The organism is Kitasatospora viridis, assembly GCF_007829815.1.
In the GTDB taxonomy this organism is placed as follows: Bacteria; Actinomycetota; Actinomycetes; order Streptomycetales; family Streptomycetaceae; genus Kitasatospora; species Kitasatospora viridis.
The window spans coordinates 5365512-5383437 of the sequence record NZ_VIWT01000001.1 but is presented as its reverse complement, the minus strand read 5'-3'; the positions used below and the strand labels follow the sequence as shown (position 1 = coordinate 5383437).

General features: G+C 74.4%; 14 protein-coding genes. 9 read left to right on the top strand and 5 right to left on the bottom strand.

The features are described from left to right. The first annotated feature begins 77 nt into the window (after positions 1-77). Complete coding sequence (locus tag FHX73_RS24115) at positions 78-422, top strand: DUF1844 domain-containing protein (protein WP_145907002.1); 345 nt, start codon at positions 78-80, stop codon at positions 420-422. Positions 423-453: 31 nt separating this feature from the next. Here FHX73_RS24115 and FHX73_RS24110 read toward each other — a convergent pair whose 3' ends face one another. Further along, positions 454-1203 (bottom strand): SseB family protein, encoded by a 750-nt coding sequence (locus FHX73_RS24110; protein ID WP_145907001.1) that lies wholly within the window; start codon positions 1201-1203, stop codon positions 454-456. 49 nt (positions 1204-1252) lie between these two features. On the opposite strand from FHX73_RS24110, the gene FHX73_RS24105 reads away from it, so the two are divergent. Then, positions 1253-2341, top strand: a complete 1089-nt coding sequence (locus FHX73_RS24105) for a WD40/YVTN/BNR-like repeat-containing protein (protein WP_145907000.1) — start codon at positions 1253-1255, stop codon at positions 2339-2341. 56 nt (positions 2342-2397) lie between these two features. After that, the gene (locus tag FHX73_RS24100) at positions 2398-3633 is read left to right on the top strand and encodes an alanine racemase (RefSeq protein ID WP_145906999.1); all 1236 of its coding nucleotides are present in this window, start codon (positions 2398-2400) and stop codon (positions 3631-3633) included. Between the two features lie 77 nt (positions 3634-3710). Here FHX73_RS24100 and FHX73_RS24095 read toward each other — a convergent pair whose 3' ends face one another. Next, positions 3711-4919, bottom strand: coding sequence for a DUF2510 domain-containing protein (locus FHX73_RS24095; RefSeq protein ID WP_145906998.1), 1209 nt, complete (start codon positions 4917-4919; stop codon positions 3711-3713). A gap of 232 nt (positions 4920-5151) precedes the next feature. Here FHX73_RS24095 and FHX73_RS24090 point away from each other — a divergent pair, with 232 nt between their 5' ends. The 4 genes from FHX73_RS24090 to FHX73_RS24075 all read left to right on the top strand — a co-directional run bounded on the left by FHX73_RS24090 (position 5152) and on the right by FHX73_RS24075 (position 9265). Continuing rightward, complete coding sequence (locus FHX73_RS24090; protein WP_145906997.1) at positions 5152-6267, top strand: cation diffusion facilitator family transporter; 1116 nt, start codon at positions 5152-5154, stop codon at positions 6265-6267. A gap of 15 nt (positions 6268-6282) precedes the next feature. Then, a complete protein-coding gene (locus FHX73_RS24085) occupies positions 6283-7125 on the top strand; it encodes a PhzF family phenazine biosynthesis protein (protein WP_145906996.1) in 843 nt (280 codons plus the stop codon). A gap of 43 nt (positions 7126-7168) precedes the next feature. After that, positions 7169-8077 carry a 5'-3' exonuclease gene (locus FHX73_RS24080; protein WP_145908485.1) on the top strand — a complete coding sequence of 303 codons (909 nt, stop codon included), beginning with the start codon at positions 7169-7171 and terminating at the stop codon, positions 8075-8077. A gap of 162 nt (positions 8078-8239) precedes the next feature. After that, positions 8240-9265: a sphingomyelin phosphodiesterase gene (locus FHX73_RS24075; RefSeq protein ID WP_145906995.1), complete on the top strand. Its 1026-nt coding sequence runs from the start codon at positions 8240-8242 to the stop codon at positions 9263-9265. Positions 9266-9317: 52 nt separating this feature from the next. Here the strand turns inward: FHX73_RS24075 and FHX73_RS24070 are convergent, their stop codons facing one another. Then, on the bottom strand, positions 9318-12179 hold the full coding sequence (locus FHX73_RS24070; protein ID WP_145906994.1) for a DEAD/DEAH box helicase: 2862 nt from the start codon (positions 12177-12179) through the stop codon (positions 9318-9320). A gap of 188 nt (positions 12180-12367) precedes the next feature. On the opposite strand from FHX73_RS24070, the gene FHX73_RS24065 reads away from it, so the two are divergent. Continuing rightward, entirely contained in the window at positions 12368-12742 is a 375-nt protein-coding gene (locus FHX73_RS24065) for a hypothetical protein (protein WP_145906993.1), read from the top strand. Here FHX73_RS24065 and FHX73_RS24060 read toward each other — a convergent pair. Next, positions 12711-13901 (bottom strand): aminotransferase class V-fold PLP-dependent enzyme, encoded by a 1191-nt coding sequence (locus FHX73_RS24060; RefSeq protein WP_246213685.1) that lies wholly within the window; start codon positions 13899-13901, stop codon positions 12711-12713. The genes FHX73_RS24065 and FHX73_RS24060 overlap by 32 nt on opposite strands. A gap of 48 nt (positions 13902-13949) precedes the next feature. On the opposite strand from FHX73_RS24060, the gene FHX73_RS24055 reads away from it, so the two are divergent. Beyond that, the gene (locus tag FHX73_RS24055; RefSeq protein WP_145906991.1) at positions 13950-16046 is read left to right on the top strand and encodes a S9 family peptidase; all 2097 of its coding nucleotides are present in this window, start codon (positions 13950-13952) and stop codon (positions 16044-16046) included. Positions 16047-16101: 55 nt separating this feature from the next. Here FHX73_RS24055 and FHX73_RS24050 read toward each other — a convergent pair whose 3' ends face one another. After that, positions 16102-17823, bottom strand: a complete 1722-nt coding sequence (locus FHX73_RS24050) for a glycoside hydrolase family 36 protein (protein WP_170305016.1) — start codon at positions 17821-17823, stop codon at positions 16102-16104. Positions 17824-17926: the final 103 nt, after the last annotated feature.

Below are 17926 nucleotides of genomic sequence, written 5' to 3'. Positions count from 1 at the left end.
CGGGGCGCCCTGTCGCCAGGCCCTCCTTGTACCCTCCAGGAGTACCGAAATCCCCCTTTGGACGGAATGAGCCCCACGTGAGCAGCGAGCCCGAGTACGACGACCTGACCCGCGACATCGCGGAGGTGCCGGCCGTCGAGGTGATCACCACCGTCGCGGTCCACCTGATGAGCGCCGCGGCGGTCAAGTGCGGGCTGGCCGAGGGCGGCGACAAGGACAAGGACCTGGACGAGGCGCGCAAGCTGATCACCGCGCTGGCCGGGCTGGTCACCGCGGGCGCCCCGGAGATCAGCAACTTCCACGCCGCGCCGCTGCGCGACGGGCTGCGCTCGCTCCAGCTGGCCTTCCGCGAGGCCTCCCTGGTGCCGGACGCCCCCGGCGCCGGCCCCGGCGAGAAGTTCACCGGGCCGGTCTACTCCTGATCCCGCGCCCGCTCCCGCGCCTGATCCCGCACTACCGGCCGCGCTGGTAGAAGTCGCTGCCCGCCGCCGTCGCGGGCAGCAGGGCCAGGTCCAGGCCGCGGGCCAGCCGGACCCGGAGCAGCTCGTCGGCCGCCAGCGCCCCGGCCAGCCGCTGGGCCAGCTCCTGCACCGGCGCGTCCTCGGCCAGCCGCAGCCCGAGCACCACGTCGGTCTGCTGCCCGGGCCGCAGCTCGGCGCCCAGCACCTGCGGCTCGGCGGCCAGCAGGGCGCCGAGCGCGGCCCGCACCTCGGGGTCCTCGACCGGCGGCAGCCAGTCCCGGTTCTCCGCCACCGCGCGCAGCCGGGCACCGGTCAGCTGGTAGGCGACCGGGCCGGCCGGGTCGATCAGCAGGGTGTCGGCCTGCTCGGAGTAGGCGGTCAGCGCGGCCTGCGGGGCCGCCGCCGGGGCCGGCCGGGCATCCGCCCGCCAGGCCGCCATGGTGGCCAGCGAGGTGAACGCGGGCAGCGCCCGGCGCCCGTCCGCGGCCTGGATCACCGGGACCGCCATGTCGCTGGTCTTCTCGTGCTCGTGCCCGTGCTCGTCCACCTCGACCTCGCCGAGCAGGGCCACGATCGGCACCATCAGGCGGGCGGGGCGCAGCGCCGCGAGCAGGGCGGGCTCGGTGGCCGGGTCGGCGGCGAAGGCCGCCAGGGCGGCGGTCAGGGCCGGGTCGGCGGAACCGTCGTCGCCGGAGAACCCGGGGTCCGGGATGTTCTTGCGCTGCTCGTTCGGGCTGTCCACCCGGCGAGCCTAGCCGCTGGTCGCCGGGGGTCGGCGCACAGTGGTGGCCATGACCGAGGTACTGCTCGCGGTGGGCACCCAGAAGGGCCTGTTCCTGGGCCGCAGCTACGGACGCCGGGACTGGGCCTTCACCGGACCGCACTTCCCGATGAACGCGATCTACGCGATCGGCATCGACCGCCGGGGCGGCCGGACCAGGCTCCTGGTGGGCGCGGACAGCAGTCACTGGGGCCCGTCCGTCTGGCGCTCGGACGACCTGGGCGCGAGCTGGAACGAGCCGGAGCGGCCGGCGGTGAAGTTCCCCGAGCACACCGGGGCCTCGCTGACTCGGCTCTGGCAGCTCCAGCCGGCCGGCCCGGAGGCGCCCGGGGTGGTCTACGCGGGCACCGAGCCGGCCGCGCTCTTCCGCTCCACCGACCACGGCGAGACCTTCTCCCTGGTCGAGCCGCTCTGGGCGCACCCGCACCGCACGCAGTGGGGCGAGGGCTTCGGCGGCCAGGGCATGCACACGATCCTGACCGACCCGCGCGACCCGGCCGCACTGACCGTCGCGGTCTCCTCCGGCGGCGTCTACCGCAGCAGCGACGGCGGGGAGAGCTGGCAGGCCTCCAACGCCGGGATCCGGGTGAGCTTCCTGCCCGAGGAGTACCCGGAGTTCGGGCAGTGCGTGCACAAGATCGCGCCGGACCCGACCGACCCGGACCGGCTGCTGCTGCAGAACCACGGCGGGGTCTTCCGCAGCGACGACGGGGGCGCCGGCTGGCGGCCGGTGGAGAACGGGCTGCCGGCGGTCTTCGGCTTCGCGGTGGCCGCCCACCCGCGCCGGGCCGGCACCGCCTACCTGGCCCCGCTGGAGGCCGACTACCTGCGCTTCCCGCCCGGGCGCCGGTGCCGGATCTACCGGACCGAGGACGGCGGCGCCAACTGGCACCCGCTGGGCGAGGGCCTGCCCACCGAGGACCACTACGGCGTGGTGCTGCGGGACGCGCTGCGCTGTGACGACGCCGACCCGGCGGGGGTGTACTTCGGCAACCGCAACGGCGAGCTGTGGGCCAGCGCGGACGAGGGCGACAGCTGGCGCCTGCTGGCCTCGCACCTGCCGGACGTGCTCTGCGTGCGGGCCGCGGTGGTCGGCTGAAGCGCGCCCGGTCCGGCACCTACCCACGGGTATCGGGCATGTGGCAGTCTGCGCGCATGGCGCAGCTGACCTCCGCCCCGGCCACGCCGGCCGGGCTCTCCCGCACTGCCGACCGGGCTCGCTACGACCGCGCCACCGCCGGCCTGCCGGCGCCGCTGGCGATCGTCGACCTGGACGCCTTCGACGCCAACGCCGCCGACCTGGTCCGCCGGGCCGGCGGCAAACCGGTCCGGGTGGCCAGCAAGTCGCTGCGCTGCCGGGCCCTGATCGACCGGGCGCTCTCGCTGGACGGCTTCGCGGGGGTGATGGGCTTCACGCTCGCCGAGTCGATCTGGCTGGCCCGCTCCGGCATCACTGACGTGCTGCTCGCCTACCCCTCGACCGACCGGGCCGGCTTCGCCGAGCTGACCGCCGATCCCGAACTGGCCGCCCGGGTCACCGTGCTGGTGGACGACCCGGCGCAGCTGGAGCTGATCGACGCGGCCCGCGGCGGCGGCGAGCGGGTCCGGGTCTGCCTGGAGCTGGACACCTCGCTGCACCTGCTGGGCGGGCGGCTGCGGGTCGGCGCCCGGCGCTCGCCGCTGCGCACCCCGGAGCAACTGGCCGAGCTGGCCGAGCTGGTGGAGCGCCGGCCGGGCTTCGCGGTGGTCGGCCTGATGGCCTACGAGGGCCACATCGCCGGGGTCGGCGACCGGCTCGCGGGCCGGCCGGTGCGATCGGCGGCGATCCGGCTGATGCAGGCCAGGGCGACCGCGGAGCTGGCCGACCGGCGGGCCGCGGTGGTCCGCGCGGTGCGCCGGGTGGTCCCGGGGCTGGAGTTCGTCAACGGCGGCGGCACCGGCAGCGTGGCCCGGACGGCGGCCGAGGCGGCGGTCACCGAGGTGGCGGCCGGCTCGGGGCTCTACCAGCCGCGGCTCTTCGACAACTACCGAGCGTTCCGGGGCCGGCCGGCCGCGCTCTTCGCCCAGCCGGTGGTGCGCCGGCCCGGGGTGGGCGTGGTGACGGTGCTGGGCGGCGGCTACCCCGCCTCCGGCCCGGTCGGGGCGGACCGGCTGCCCGAGCCCTACCTGCCCGAGGGCCTGCGCTACGACCCGCAGGAGGCGGCCGGCGAGGTGCAGACCCCGCTGCTGGGGGCGGCCGCGGACGACCTGCTGATCGGCGACCGGGTCTGGTTCCGGCACGCCAAGGCCGGGGAGCTGTGCGAGCGGTTCGCCGAGCTGCACCTGGTGCGCGGCGACCGGGTGGTGGAGACGGTGCCGACCTACCGCGGCGAGGGCCGGACCTTCCTGTGACCGCGCGGTCGGCCGGCTGACCGTCAGGGCCCGCCGTGGTGGCGGGCCCTGACGCGTCGGTGTGAGCTGACCGGGACTCAGGTGTTGGTGCCGCCGGTTCCGCCGGCGCCGCTGCCACCGCCGGCGCTGGTCCCGTCGAAGTCCTTGATCCCGCCGACGATGGTGTCCATCTGGGAGACCGCGGGGGCCTTGTCGGCGATGTCGAAGCCGAGCTCCACCGCGACCAGGCCGCGGCCGTCGGCGGTCGGGAAGACCACGCTCTCCACCGTGCCGTTGTTGCCCTGCTGGGCGACGACCTGCCAGCGGACCAGGTAGCCGTTGCGGCCCGCCACGGTGACCGCCTCGGACTTGAGCTCCTGGTGGGACTTGATCTTCGGGCCGTAGGCGGCGTTCGCGAGCGTGCCGATGTCCTGCTCGGCCGCGGTCTTCGGGTCGGTGCCCTTGACCCGGGCGGTGTTGACGCTGCCCAGCGAGCAGGGCGGGCTGGAGCTGTTGGCGCCGGGGCAGGCGTACTCGCCGACGTCCATGAAGGCGGTGCCGTCGTCGGCGGTCGCCGCCTTCCAACCGCTCGGGATGGGCAGCGAGATGCCATTGACCAGGTCGATCGCCTGGGTGCCGTCGCCGAGTCCGGGGATGCCGCCGCCGGAGCCGCCGAGGCCCGGGATGCCGCCGCCCTGACCGCCGCCGGAGCCGCCCAGGCCCGGGATGCCGCCGCCCTGGCCACCACCGGAACCGCCCAGGCCGCCTCCCGAACCGCCCAGACCGCCCGAACCGCCGGAGCCGCCCGAGCCGCCGCCGCGGTGGCCGCCGCCGTAGCCGTTCTGCGGGTTCTGCTGCTGCACCGGGGCGGCGCTGGCGTGCTGGTCGTCGTGCTGACGGGTCGCCAGGTAGGTCGCGCCGGAGCCGATCGCCAGGCCCAGCACGCCGGCCACCGCCGCCGCGACCATCGCCTTGCGGCCGAGCCGGGCGGCCAGCGAGGGCTTCTTCGGCGCGGCCGAGTAGGGGTACGGGTAGGGGTGGCCCTGCTCCGGGTGGGCGGCGCCCTCCGCCGCGCCGTCCACCGCCTCCGCCGGCGGTTCGGGGAAGCGCACGGTGCCGTCGTCGGCCAGCACCGTGCCCTCCAGCACGGTGGTCGGCTCGCCGTCCGGGTCGGTGGCCGGGGCGCCGGGGCCCGGGCGGGTGGTGGCCGTCCAGCCGTTGCCGTCCCACCAGCGCTCGGGGCGGGGGACGGTCGTGGTGTCCTTCGGGTCCGGGTACCACCCGGCCGGAATCTTCGTTTCGCTCACACCCGGAAATGTATGGCCCGATGGTTAAGCGGGAAATCAAAGCGACGGCACAATCGGCCCAATTCACCTGAGTTTTCCGTGAGAGTGCGCAGCGGGCGACGGGTGTGGCCGGGGTGGAAAGTGGAACGACAACGGTCACCAGTGCAGCCTTTGGATCTTTCTCCGATCTGGGGTTCACTTCCCTGCAGGACACCTGTCCTCGACCACCTTCGGCGTTTCAGGAGACCCCGCGATGGCCGGCCACCTCGACCAGCAGTCCGCGCTCGGCTCCGACCACGGGCACGAGCACAGCCACGACCACGAGGACGGTCACGACCACGAGCAGGAGCACGGCCACTCGCACGACCACGGCCACGGCCACGGCCACGGCCACGGCGGCCACTCGCACGGGGTCGCCGCCGACGCCGACCGGCGCTGGCTGACCAGCGCGCTCGCCCTGATCACCGCCTTCATGGCGGTCGAGGTGGTGGTCGGCTTCGCCGCCCGCTCGCTGGCGCTGATCTCGGACGCGGCGCACATGCTGACCGACGCCGCCTCGATCGTGCTCGCCCTGGTCGCCATGCGGCTGGCCGCCCGGCCGGCCCGCGGCGGCTACACCTACGGGCTCAAGCGGGCCGAGATCCTCTCCGCCCAGGCCAACGGCGTCACCCTGCTGGTGCTGTCCGCCTGGCTGGGCTACGAGTCGGTCCGGCGGCTGGTCTCGCCGCCCGAGGTGCACGGCTCGCTGGTGCTGATCACCGCGCTGGTCGGGATCGTGGTGAACATCGCGGCCGCCTGGTGCATGTCGAAGGCCAACCGCAGCTCGCTCAACGTCGAGGGCGCCTTCCAGCACGTGCTGACCGACCTCTACGCGTTCATCGCCACCGCCGTCGCCGGTGCGGTGATGCTCACCACCGGCTTCGCCCGGGCCGACGCGATCGCCTCGCTGATCGTGGTGGCGCTGATGCTGCGGGCCGGCATCGGGCTGGTCCGGGACTCCGGCCGGATCTTCCTGGAGGCCGCCCCCGCCGGGGTGGACCCGGACGCGCTGGCCGACCGGCTGGTCGCCACCGAGCAGGTGGAGGAGATCCACGACCTGCACGTCTGGGAGATCACCTCGGGCCAGCCGGCCCTGTCCGCGCACATCCTGGTGGCGCCCGCCGGCGACTGCCACGCCGTCCGCCGCGACCTGCAGCGCAAGCTGCGCGAGGAGTACCGGATCACCCACACCACCCTCCAGGTGGACCACGTGGGCGAGGACGACGACCAGCGGCTGCTGCAGATCACCGACCCCGGCGCGGGCCCCGCCGCCGACCACTGCGCCGACTCGCACGGCCCCGTGCACCGCAGCGGCCCGCACGAGCACTGAGTAGCCTGACGGACCATGACGGAGATACTGCGGTACGCGGCCTTCACCACCGATCCGGCCGGCGGCAACAAGGCCGGTGTGGTGCCCGCCGCCGACGGGCTGACGGACGAGCAGATGCTCGCGATCGCCGCCGAGCTGGGCTACTCGGAGAGCGCCTTCCTCACCGAGCTGGGCGAGCGGCACTACCGGGTGCGCTACTTCGCCCCGGCCATGGAGGTGCCGTTCTGCGGCCACGCCACGATCGCCACGGCGGTGGCGCTCGGCGAGCTCACCGGACCCGGCGACCTGGTCTTCGAGACCGGGGCCGGCACCGTGCCGGTGACCGTGGCCGCCGGCCCGGACGGGGTGCTGCGGGCCACCCTGACCAGCGTCGAGCCGCACACCGAGCCGGTCTCGCCCGCCGACCTCGCCGAGGCGCTGGCCGCGCTCGGCTGGTCCGAGGCGGAGCTGAACGCCGAGCTGCCGCCGCGGATCGCCTACGCCGGCGCCCGCCACCTGGTGCTGGCCGCCGGCACCCGGGAGCGGCTGGCCGACCTGGACTACGACTTCGACCGGCTGGCCGCCTTCATGACGGCCCGTGACCTGATCACCCTTCAGCTGGTCTGGGCGGCCGGGCCGACCGTCTTCCACGTGCGCGACCCGTTCCCGGTCGGCGGCGTGGTGGAGGACCCGGCCACCGGCGCGGCGGCGGCCGCCTTCGGCGCCTACCTGCGCGAGCTCGGCGCGGTGCCGGAGCAGGCCGAGCTGACCCTGCACCAGGGCGAGGACCTGGGCAGCCCCGGCGAGTTGCGGGTGGCCCTGCACGCCGGCGATCCCCGGGTGCGGGTGACCGGCGCGGCGGTGCGGCTGCCCGACTGACGGTGCGGGCCGCGATAATCGGGCCGTGACCGCACCGCGCCTGATGCTCCTCGACTCCGCCAGCCTCTACTTCCGGGCCTACTTCGGCGTGCCCGAGTCCATGAAGTCCCCGGACGGCATTCCGGTGAACGCCGTCCGGGGACTGCTGGACTTCATCACCCGGCTGGTCCAGGACCACCGCCCCGACCAGCTGGTCGCCTGCATGGACGCCGACTGGCGCCCGCAGTGGCGGGTGGACCTGATCCCCAGTTACAAGACCCACCGGCTGGCCCCCGAGGGCGAACCGGGCGAGGAGGAGGTGCCGGACACCCTCTCCCCCCAGGTCCCGGTGATCGAGCAGGTCCTGGACGCCCTCGGGATCGCCCGGATCGGCGTCCCCGGCTACGAGGCGGACGACGTGATCGGCACCCTGGCCACCAGGGCCGCCGGCCCGGTGCGGATCGTCACCGGCGACCGGGACCTCTTCCAACTGGTCGACGACGCCCGGGGCGTGCAGGTCATCTACCCGGTCAAGGGTGTCGGCAACGCCGAGGTCGTCGACGAGGCCGCCCTGCGCGAGAAGTACGGCGTCACCGGCACCGAGTACGCCGACATGGCCGCGCTGCGCGGCGACCCGAGCGACGGCCTGCCGGGCGTGAAGGGCATCGGCGAGAAGACCGCCACCCAACTCATCCGCGAGTACGGCGACCTGGCCGGCATCCGCGCCGCTGCCGCCGACCCGCTGTCCAAGCTCACCCCGGCCCGCCGCAAGAACATCCTCGAAGGCGCCGCCTACCTCGACGTCGCCCCCACCGTGGTCCGTGTCGCCACCGACGTCCCGCTGCCGGCCTTCGACCCGGCGCTGCCCGCCGAGCCGCTCGACCCGATCAGCCTGGAGGAACTCACCGCGCGGTGGGGCCTGGGCACCTCGGTGACCCGGCTGCTGGACACCCTGGCCGCGGGTTCTGTGTGAGGCCGGTGTTGGCCAGACAACTGGCCCTCCATCAGGGTGCCCTTGTACGGACACCTTCCCGCGGGGAAGTCGTCGTTTGCCGTTCGTCGGGAGGTACCCGCGAGTAGCTACGGTTCCGGGCGTCATGCACCGCTCGCCCCACACCCTCGGAGCCCTGACCCCATGACCCTGCGCCGCACCGCTGCCGCGCTGTTCGCCGCCGCCTCCGCCACCGCGCTGCTCAGTGGCACCCAGACCGCCTCGGCCGACACCCCGCACACCCTGTCGGTCTTCGCCTGGAACGTCGACCTCGGCACCTCGGTGGTGGACTGGAGCCAGAACGAGCAGGCCGCCACCCGGACGCCGGTGATCGAGTCGATCATCCGTCAGCACAGCGCCGACGTGGTGATCCTGGACGAGGCGTTCAACGACTCCTCGAACAGCGACATCAACAGCAACCTGGCCGACCTCTACCCCTACCGGACTCCGGTGGTCGGCGGCACCTGCTCGGGGGGCGGCTGGAACGGCACCAGCGGCAACTGCTCCAGCTCCCCGTTCGTGATCAACGGCGGGACGATGATCCTGTCGAAGTACCCGATCACCGCGCAGTACCAGCACGTCTTCTCGAACTCCACCTACGGCACCTGGGACTACCACGCGGACAAGGGCGCCGCGCTGGTCCAGGTGGACAAGGGCGGGGTGAAGACCTGGGTGGCCGGCACCCACCTGCAGGCCGACGAGTCGGACACCTCCACCGACACCACCCAGGCCACCCGGCTGGCCCAGCTGGGCGAGATCAAGGGCTGGGTCAACGGCATCGTCGGCAGCACCGCGCCGGTGCTCTTCGGCGGCGACCTCAACGTGGAGTACTACAACGGCCAGTCGCGCGGCGACTACGCCAACGCCCAGGCCGCGGTGGGCGGTGTGCTCGGCACTCCGGCCACCAACCCGAACACCCAGCTGACCACCATGGACTGCACCGTCTCCTCCTGGTGCCAGTACATGTCCGGCATCGAGACCTTCCCGTCGAACTACGACGACGACCTGGACTACCTCGGCTACCTCAACGCCCCGGGCCGCCCGGTGCCGGTGGCGCTGCCGCAGGTGAGCACGCTGTTCGACCCGCAGTCGGGCTGGACGGCCGGCCAGCTGGACACCAACGCGCCCAGCGACCACTACCCGGTCGAGGCCACCTTCCAGCTCGGCTGAGCGGACGTCGAGGGCCCCGGGTGCACGCACCCGGGGCCCTCGTGATGCCGCGTCAGCCCACCGAGGAGTAGGCGATGATGCCGCGCCGCAGCCCGTCCACCGCCTTGCGGGCGGTGCCGCGCAGCTCGGCGTCGTCGCCGGCCGCGTCCTGGATCTGGCCGAGCACGTCGATCAGCTGCTTGGTCCAGCGGACGAAGTCGCCGGCCGGCATCTCGGCGTCCCGCAGCACCTGGTCCAGCGAGTGGCCCAGCGCCCAGCGGTAGGCGGCCCAGGCGAAGCCCAGGTCGGGCTCGCGCTGGCCCACGCCCTCGGCGGTGCTGATCCGGTGCTGCTCCTCCAGCGCGTCCAGGTGGCCCCAGATCCGCACCATCCGGCCCAGCGCGTCCTTGGCCTTGCCCTCCGGCAGCCGGGGCGCGCCGGCGTCGTCCGCCTGGCGGGCCTCGTAGACCAGCGCCGAGGCGCAGGCGGCCAGTTCGGCGGCGGCCAGGCCCTGCCAGACGCCCTCCCGGATGCACTCCGAGGCGAGCAGGTCCAGCTCGCCGTAGAGCCGGCCGAGCCGCTTGCCGTCCGGCGTCACGGTGTCCCCGGAGAGGTAGCCGAGGTCGCCGAGCAGCCCGCAGACCCGGTCGAAGGTGCGCGCGATGGTGTGGGTGCGCGAGCGCATCCTGCGCTCCAGCACCTCGGTGTCGCGGTGCAGCCGGTGGTAGCGCTCGGACCAGCGGGCGTGGTCCTCGCGGTCGTTGCAGCCGTGGCAGGGGTGGGCCCGCAGCTCGGTGCGCAGCCGGGAGATCTCCGGGTCGTCGGCGGCCGCGGCCCGGCCCTTGCGGAACCGCTCGGGCTCCAGGTGGCCGGCCTTGGTGCGCAGCGTGGAGGCCAGGTCGCGGCGGGACTGCGGGCTGCGCGGGTTGAAGGACTTGGGGATCCGCAGCCGCTCGATCGGCACCACCGGGTGCGGGAAGTCGATCATCGCGAGCCGCTTGACCTGCCGCTCGGCGGTGAGCACCACCGGGCGCGGCCCGTCCTGGTAGTCGGGGTGCCGCAGGCCGCCGCGCGAGCGGCTGACCGGCGGCAGGCCCGGGTCGAGCACCAGGGCCAGGCCGGCGAACCGGCCGGTCGGCACGTGGATCACGTCACCCGGCTTGAGCGCCTCGATCGACTCGATCGCGGCGGACCGGCGCTGGCTGCTGCCCTCCCGGGCCAGGTCGTTCTCCCGGTCCTTCAGCTGCCGGCGCAGGCCCATGTACTCCTGGAAGTCGCCGAGGTGACAGGTCATCGCCTCCTGGTAGCCGGCCAGGCCCTCCTCGTTCTTCTGCACCTGCCGGGAGATCCCGACCACCGAGCGGTCGGCCTGGAACTGGGCGAAGGAGGTCTCCAGCAGCTCCCGGGAGCGGTGCCGGCCGAACTGGGCGACCAGGTTGACCGCCATGTTGTAGGACGGCTTGAAGGAGGAGCGCAGCGGGTAGGTGCGGGTGCCGGCCAGACCGGCCAGCACCTCCGGGTCCAGGCCGCGCTGCCAGAGCACCACGGCGTGGCCCTCGACGTCGATGCCGCGCCGCCCGGCCCGGCCGGTGAGCTGGGTGTACTCGCCGGGGGTGAGGTCGGCGTGCGCCTCGCCGTTCCACTTGACCAGCTTCTCCAGCACCACCGAGCGGGCCGGCATGTTGATGCCCAGCGCCAGCGTCTCGGTCGCGAAGACCGCCTTGACCAGGCCCTTGAGGAAGAGCTCCTCGACCACTTCCTTGAACCGGGGCAGCATGCCGGCGTGGTGCGCGGCGACCCCGCGCTCCAGCGCGTCCAGCCACTCGTAGTAGCCGAGCACGTGCAGGTCCTCGTCCGGGATCGCGGCGGTGCGCTCCTCGACGATCTCGCGGACCTGGCGGCGCTCCTGGTCGGAGTTGAGCCGCAGCCCGGAGTGCAGCACCTGCTGGACGGCGGCCTCGCAGCCGGCCCGGCTGAAGATGAAGGTGATCGCGGGCAGCAGGCCCTCGGCGTCCAGCCGGTCGATCACGTCGGCCCGGCCCGGGGTCCAGACCCGGTTGGGCCGGCCGTTCGGCATCGAGCGGCCCCGGCCGCGGCCGGCGAACCGCGGGTTGCGGTCGGCCTCGGAGCGGGCCAGCCGGACCAGCTCGGGGTTGACCGCCTTGCCCGGGTTCTTCTGGTTGCCGCGCGGGCGGCCGTCCTCGTCCGGGTTGGAGAACAGGTCGTACATCCGGTTGCCGGCCATCACGTGCTGCCACAGCGGCACCGGGCGGTGCTCGGCGACGATCACCTTGGTGCCGCCGCGCACGGTGTCCAGCCAGTCGCCGAACTCCTCGGCGTTGGAGACGGTGGCGGAGAGCGAGACCAGGGTGACGGACTCGGGCAGGTGGATGATCACCTCCTCCCAGACCGCGCCGCGGAACCGGTCGGCGAGGTAGTGCACCTCGTCCATCACCACGTAGCCGAGGCCGTCCAGGGTGCGCGAGCCGGCGTAGAGCATGTTGCGCAGCACCTCGGTGGTCATCACCACCACGGGCGCGTCGCCGTTGACCGTGTTGTCGCCGGTGAGCAGGCCGACCTTGGCGGCGCCGTAGCGCTTGACCAGGTCGGCGTACTTCTGGTTGGACAGGGCCTTGATCGGCGTGGTGTAGAAGCACTTGCGGCCGCCGGCCAGCGCCAGGTGCACGGCGAACTCGCCGACGATCGTCTTGCCGGAGCCGGTGGGGGCGGCGACCAGGACGCCCTGGCCCGCCTCCAGGGCCTGGCAGGCCTCCAGCTGGAAGGGGTCGAGCGGGAAGTCGTAGAGCTCCTGGAAACCGCGCAGCGAGGCGCTCTGCTGCGCGCGACTACGGGAGGCCGCATAGGCCTCGGCGGGGCTCATCTCTTCGGCGGACAGGGCGCTGCTCCTGGGGTCACGGGTGTGCTGTTCCTGCATCTCAGCCTGAGGTTACCCGCCTGGGCTGACATCGATCACACCGTTTTGCCCACCGCTGACGGTCACTTCCGGGCACTCCCGGTCGCAATCGGAACAGCTGTGTTCATCCGTCAACTCCGCGTTGCCGTGCTCCCTACAGTCGGGGCAGCCCGCAATCGAGGGCACCCGTGATCGAGAGGGGAACTGCCGTGGTGAACGTGGAGAGCGCGCTCAAGGACGCGATGACCATCGAGGGCGCGATCGGGGTGGCCCTGGTGGACTACAGCAGCGGCATGGCGCTGGGCACCCTCGGGGACAACGCCGAGCTCAACCTGGAGGTGGCCGCGGCCGGGAACACCGACGTGGTGCGGGCCAAGATGCGCACCATGGAGCTGCTCAACCTGCACGACAACACGATCGAGGACATCCTCATCACGCTCACCGGGCAGTACCACATGATCCGGCCGCTGACCCAGCAGACCAGCCGCGGGCTCTTCCTCTACCTGGCGCTCGCCCGCAGCCGGTCCAACCTGGCGATGGCCCGCCACCAGCTCAGGCAGATCGAGGCCACCCTGGAGGTGTGAGCAGCGCACCGAGGCCCTCGGCCAGCCGGCGGTACTCCGCGGGCCGGTTGTAGACCTGCGCGCTGATCCGCAGCACCCCGCCGCCCGGCCACGGCCGGACCGCGACCCGGGTGCCCAGTTTCGCCAGCACCTCGGCCATCAGCGGCCGGACCTGTTCCTCGGTCTCGGCCACCCCGGCCGGCAGCCGCACCGCGGCCATCGAGACCCCGGCGGTGGTCGGCAGCTCCCCCAGGCCCGCGTGCTCGACCAGCAGTCGGCGCCCGTACTCGGCCAGCCGCGCGTTGTGCTCGCGCACCCGCTCCGGGCCCAGCCGCTCCAGCAGCGCCAGTGCGGCGGGCGCGGCCAGCCAGCCGGTGTAGTCGGCGGTGCCGCGCCACTCGACGTTCCCGGGGAAGCCGCCCCCGTGCTCCCAGGAGTAGGTGAGCGGGCGCACCCGTTCGCGCCAGGCCGCGGAGACCGCGAGCACGGCGGTGGGGCGCGGGGCGAAGGCCCACTTGTGCAGGTTGCCGAACCAGAAGTCGGCCGGTTCGACCGCCAGGTCCACGGGCAGCATCCCGGGCGCGTGCGCGGCGTCCACCAGGGTGGTCACCCCGCGGTCGGCGAGGGCCCGGAGCAGGGCCGGGGTGGCGATCTCCCGGGCAGTCGGCGAGGTGATCCGGTCCAGCACCGCCGCCCTGGTCCGGTCGGTGACGGCGGCCAGCACGGCCTCGGCCGGGTCGGCGGCGTCCAGCGGCACGGCGGCCACCCGGACGGTGGCGCCGCACTCGGCGGCCCGGCGCTCGGCGGCCAGGTTGACCACGCCGTAGCCGTGGTCGGTCACCAGGATCTCGTCGCCGGGCTCGAACGGGATGCTGTCCAGCGCGACGGCGGCCGCCTCGGTGACGTTGGTCAGCAGCGCCAGGCCCGCCGGGTCGGCGCCGAACAGCCCGGCGACCGCCCGGCGGGCCTCGGCCACCCGGGCGGGGGCGGTGAGGAAGAAGCCGTCCGGGTCGGCCTCCTGCTCCCGGCGCAGCGCCTGTTGGGCCGCGGCGACCTCGCGCGGGACGGTGCCGTAGGAGCCGTGGTTGAGGTGGGCGACGGTGGGATCGAGGTCGAAGAGTCCGGCCGCGTCGACGATCGGCTCGGGCGGCTCTCCAGCAGTTGCTGTGTGACATTTCACACTGCACATTTCTAGCCGAACGGCCCGCACTGGGGCAACCATCGGGCCGTGACTGTTGACGACCACTTTCTCGCGCTGAGCGCCGCCACGGGCCGATTCAGCTACGGCGCGCCCCGCGCCTTCAGCTTCTCCGCCGACGGCGAGCGGCTGCTGCTGCTCCGCTCGGCCGGCCCCCGCGACGCCCACGACCGGCTCTGGCAACTCGACCTGACGACCGGTCAGGAGCACCTGCTGGCCGACCCCGCCCAGCTCCTGCCCGGCCGCACCGGCGACCCGGCCGACCTCCCCCCGGCCGAACGCCGACTGCGCGAGCGCACCCGGCTGTTCGCCCGGGGCATCGGCAGCTTCGCCGCCACTCCCGACGGGCACACCGCCGTCTTCGCCCTCGACGGCCGGCTCTTCCGGGCCCGCCGCGAGGGCGTCGAGCCGATCCCGGCGGCCGGCCCGGTCTTCGACCCGCGCCCGAACGCCGACGGCTCGGCGATCGCCTACGTCTGCGCCGACGCGCTGCACCTGACCGGCCGCGAGCAGCCGCTCAGCCCGGCCGACGGCGCCCGCTGGGGCGTGGCCGAGTTCGCCGCCGCCGAGGAGCTCGGCCGGCACCGCGGCCACTGGTGGGCGCCGGACGGCCGCGCCGTGCTGGCCGCCCGGGTGGACGAGTCCGCGCTGCCGCTGCGGCACTTCGCCGACCCGGCCCACCCGGACCGGCCCGCCGAGTCCTTCGCCTACCCGCAGGCCGGCGGGCCCAACGCGGACGTGCAGCTCTGGGTGCTCGGGCTGGACGGCATGGGGGCACCCCCGGCCGAAGGCTGGGGGAGGGTGCGGCTGGACTGGGACGCCGAGAGCTACCCGTACGTCTGCGCGGCCGACTGGGACGAGTCGGGAGAAATCCTGCTGACCGTCGCCGACCGGCTGCAGCAGCGGGTGCTGCTGCTCGGCGCCGACCCGGCCACCGGCAAGACGGTCGAGCTCTCCCGCACCGAGGACGCCTGCTGGGTGGACGACCTGCCCGGCACCCCGGCCCGGCTGCCCGGCGGTGCGCTGCTCACCTCCGCCGACACCCCGGACGGCGCGGCCCGCGCCCTCGCACTGGACGGCCGGCTGCTCACCCCGGCGGACGTCCAGGTGCGCCGGGTGGTCGGCCGGCTCGGCGGGCGGCTGCTGATCGAGGCCACCGACGGCGACCCGGCCGACCAGCAGGTGCTGGCCGTGGACCCGGCCGACGGCAGCCTGGAGCGGCTCACCGCGGGCCCGGGCCTGCACTGCGCGCTGGCCGCCGGCGAGAGCCTGCTGCTGATCTCCACCACCCCCGACGGCACCAGCCGCCGGGTCCTGCGGGCCGGCCGGGCGGTCGAACTGGCCGACCTCTCCGAGCCGCTGCCCTACCCGGTGCGCCCCCGGCTGGCCCGGCTCACCGAACTCGGCCTGCCCAGCGCCGTGGTGTTCCCGCGGGACCACCGGGCCGGCGAGCGGCTGCCGGTGCTGCTGGACGTCTACGGCGGGCCCGGCTTCCAGGCCGTGGTCAACGAGCCGCGCCGCTGGCAGCTGCGCCAGTGGTGGGCCGACCAGGGCTTCGCCGTGGTCACCGTGGACAACCGGGGCACCCCGTTCGTCTCGCCGGCCTTCAGCAAGGCGGTCTTCCGCGGCTTCTCCCAGGTCACCCTGGACGACCAGGTGGCCGGGCTGCTCGCGCTCGGCGAGCGGGAGCCGGACCTCGACCTCGGGCGGGTCGCGGTGCGCGGCTGGTCCTACGGCGGCTACCTGGCCGCGATGGCGGTGCTGCGCCGCCCGGACCTGTTCCACGCCGCCTCGGCCGGCGCCGGCCCGACCGACTTCCGCACCTACGACACCGCCTACACCGAGCGCTACCTCGGCCTGCCGCAGGAGCACCCGGAGGTCTACCAGGCCGACTGCCTGCTCCCCGACGCCCCGTCACTGTCCCGCCCGCTGCTGCTGATCCACGGCCTGGCGGACGACAACGTGCACCCCTCGCACACCCTGCGGCTGTCCGCCGCGCTGCACGCCGCCGGCCGACCGCACAGCGTGCTGCCGCTGCCGGGGATCAGCCACCTGACCCCGGAGGGCAGCAACGAGCTGATGGTCGCCGCCGAACTGGCCTTCCTGCGCTCGGCGCTGGGCCTCTAGCACGCACGGAAGGGGGCCCGGCCGATCGGCCGGGCCCCCTTTCGCGTTCGGTCGATCACCGACGCAGCGTCAGCAACGAGCCGCGCGGCGCCGTGACGGTCAGTTCGCCGCCGCAGTCGGTGACGTACTCGCTGAGCACCTCGCCCCGGGCGCCGTGCACCAGCACCGTCACCCGGCCCGGCGGCTCCGGGAAGCTGAGCCGCACCCCCGGATCCGGGTCGGCGTTGGCCACCAGCAGCAGCGACCACTCGGCGTCCGCCTCGATCGGCACCGGCGCGTAGCGGCCGAAGGCCCGGGCCGCGCCGTCCGCCGACTCCAGCAGGGGGTAGCCCAGTTCGGGGCGGTAGGCGCGGAACCGGCCGCGCTGCAGCAGTTCCACGTGCTCGCGGGCGACGCCCAGCCAGAAGCGCAGCGCGGCCAGCTGCTCCGGGCCCTGCGCCCCGAGGTCCACCGACACCTGCGGGGTGGCGAACAGCACCTGCTGGAGCAGCACCGCGATCTCGGTCGGCGACTCGTCCGGGTGCCAGGTCAGCGGGTCGGCGTGCACCGCGAGCGGGCCCGCGGTGAGCCGCAGGTCGGTGGTGCGCTGGCGGTTCTCGGCGGCGTTGTGCGGGCAGTCGGTGGCCCGCACCATGGTCGCGTACGGCCACAGGCCCGGGCCGACGTAGGGCTGGCGGTGCTCGACCAGCAGCCCGGCCGGCAGCACCTCGGCCAGCTCGGCGAGCAGCAGCCGCACGCCCTCGACGTCGCCGCCGCAGCGGGCGAAGGTGTCGATGAAGTCGAGCTTGAGCCCGTCCAGCCCGTACTTGCCGACCAGTTCGCCGATCCGGGCCACCAGGTGGGCCCGGACCTCGGGGACCGCCGGGTCCAGCACCGAGGTGTCCAGCTCCTCCCGGTGGGCCAGGTGCCGCCCGGCGAACCGCCGCCCGAGGGCGCTGCGGTCGCCGGCGAACGGCAGCGCGCACCAGAGCAGGTAGGCCAGGCCCAGGTCCTGCACCCGCTGCACGTGCTCGCCGAAGTCCGGGAAGGCCGGCTCCCAGTCGCCCGCGGTGGCGTAGCTGCGGGTGGTCTCCGGGGTCTGCCAGCCGTCGTCCACGATCACCGCGCCGAAGCCGAGCGGGGCGGCCAGCGCAGCCAGCCGCTCCACCTCGGGGGCGGTGATCTCCAGGTGCCTGGCGTACCAGGTGCAGAAGACCGGGTCGAAGGCCTCGTCCGGCACCCGGACCGTGCTCAGCGCCTCCCACCAGCGCACCAGCTCCCGCACGGTGTCGCTGAAGTGACGGCCCGTCAGGTCCAGGCGCAGCCGGAGCCGGCCCTGCTGCTCGACCCAGGCGGTGAACTCGCCGGTCTCCTCGACCACGCCCTCGCCGATCCGCACCGGGCCGACCGGCTCGGCCACCGCGTAGCTGCACAGCGCCGCGTCGCCGGCCCCGACCAGCGAGCCGATCGGGGCGCCGGCGGCCAGCGAGGCCTCGCGCGGCGTGCTCCAGGAGGGCGGCAGCCAGCGGCTGTCGGTGTTCGGGCGCCAGAGCGCGGTGGCACCGGTGCAGGGCAGCCGCCAGTCGATCCGGACCCGGGCCGGCAGTTCGTCCGTGGCACCGACCGGGTCGGCCTCGATCAGCAGCAGCCGGTCGGTGCCGGTCACCGTGACGGCCAGCTCCGGTGCGCCGATCGCGGTGGCCCGCAGGCGCAGGCCCGGGACGGCGGTGGCCAGCTCCCGGGTGGTCTCGGTCCGGCCGGAGGGCGGTGCGCTGCCGTCCCAGCTCAGGGTTGCCACAGGGGTGTTGCCTCTCTCGGGCTTGCTCGGGACGGATCCCGGTCGGGCGCGGTCCTCGTCAGGGTCCCCACCGCGCCCGACCGGGAGTGTGCGGGGCCGGGTG

Coding starts and splice junctions, on each gene's coding strand:
- FHX73_RS24080 (WP_145908485.1), top strand. CDS start 7,169: ATGCTCCTCGACTCCGCCAGCCTCTACTTCCGGGCCTACTTCGGCGTG.
- FHX73_RS24070 (WP_145906994.1), bottom strand. CDS start 12,179: ATGCAGGAACAGCACACCCGTGACCCCAGGAGCAGCGCCCTGTCCGCC.
- FHX73_RS24100 (WP_145906999.1), top strand. CDS start 2,398: ATGGCGCAGCTGACCTCCGCCCCGGCCACGCCGGCCGGGCTCTCCCGC.
- FHX73_RS24085 (WP_145906996.1), top strand. CDS start 6,283: ATGACGGAGATACTGCGGTACGCGGCCTTCACCACCGATCCGGCCGGC.
- FHX73_RS24090 (WP_145906997.1), top strand. CDS start 5,152: ATGGCCGGCCACCTCGACCAGCAGTCCGCGCTCGGCTCCGACCACGGG.
- FHX73_RS24105 (WP_145907000.1), top strand. CDS start 1,253: ATGACCGAGGTACTGCTCGCGGTGGGCACCCAGAAGGGCCTGTTCCTG.
- FHX73_RS24075 (WP_145906995.1), top strand. CDS start 8,240: ATGACCCTGCGCCGCACCGCTGCCGCGCTGTTCGCCGCCGCCTCCGCC.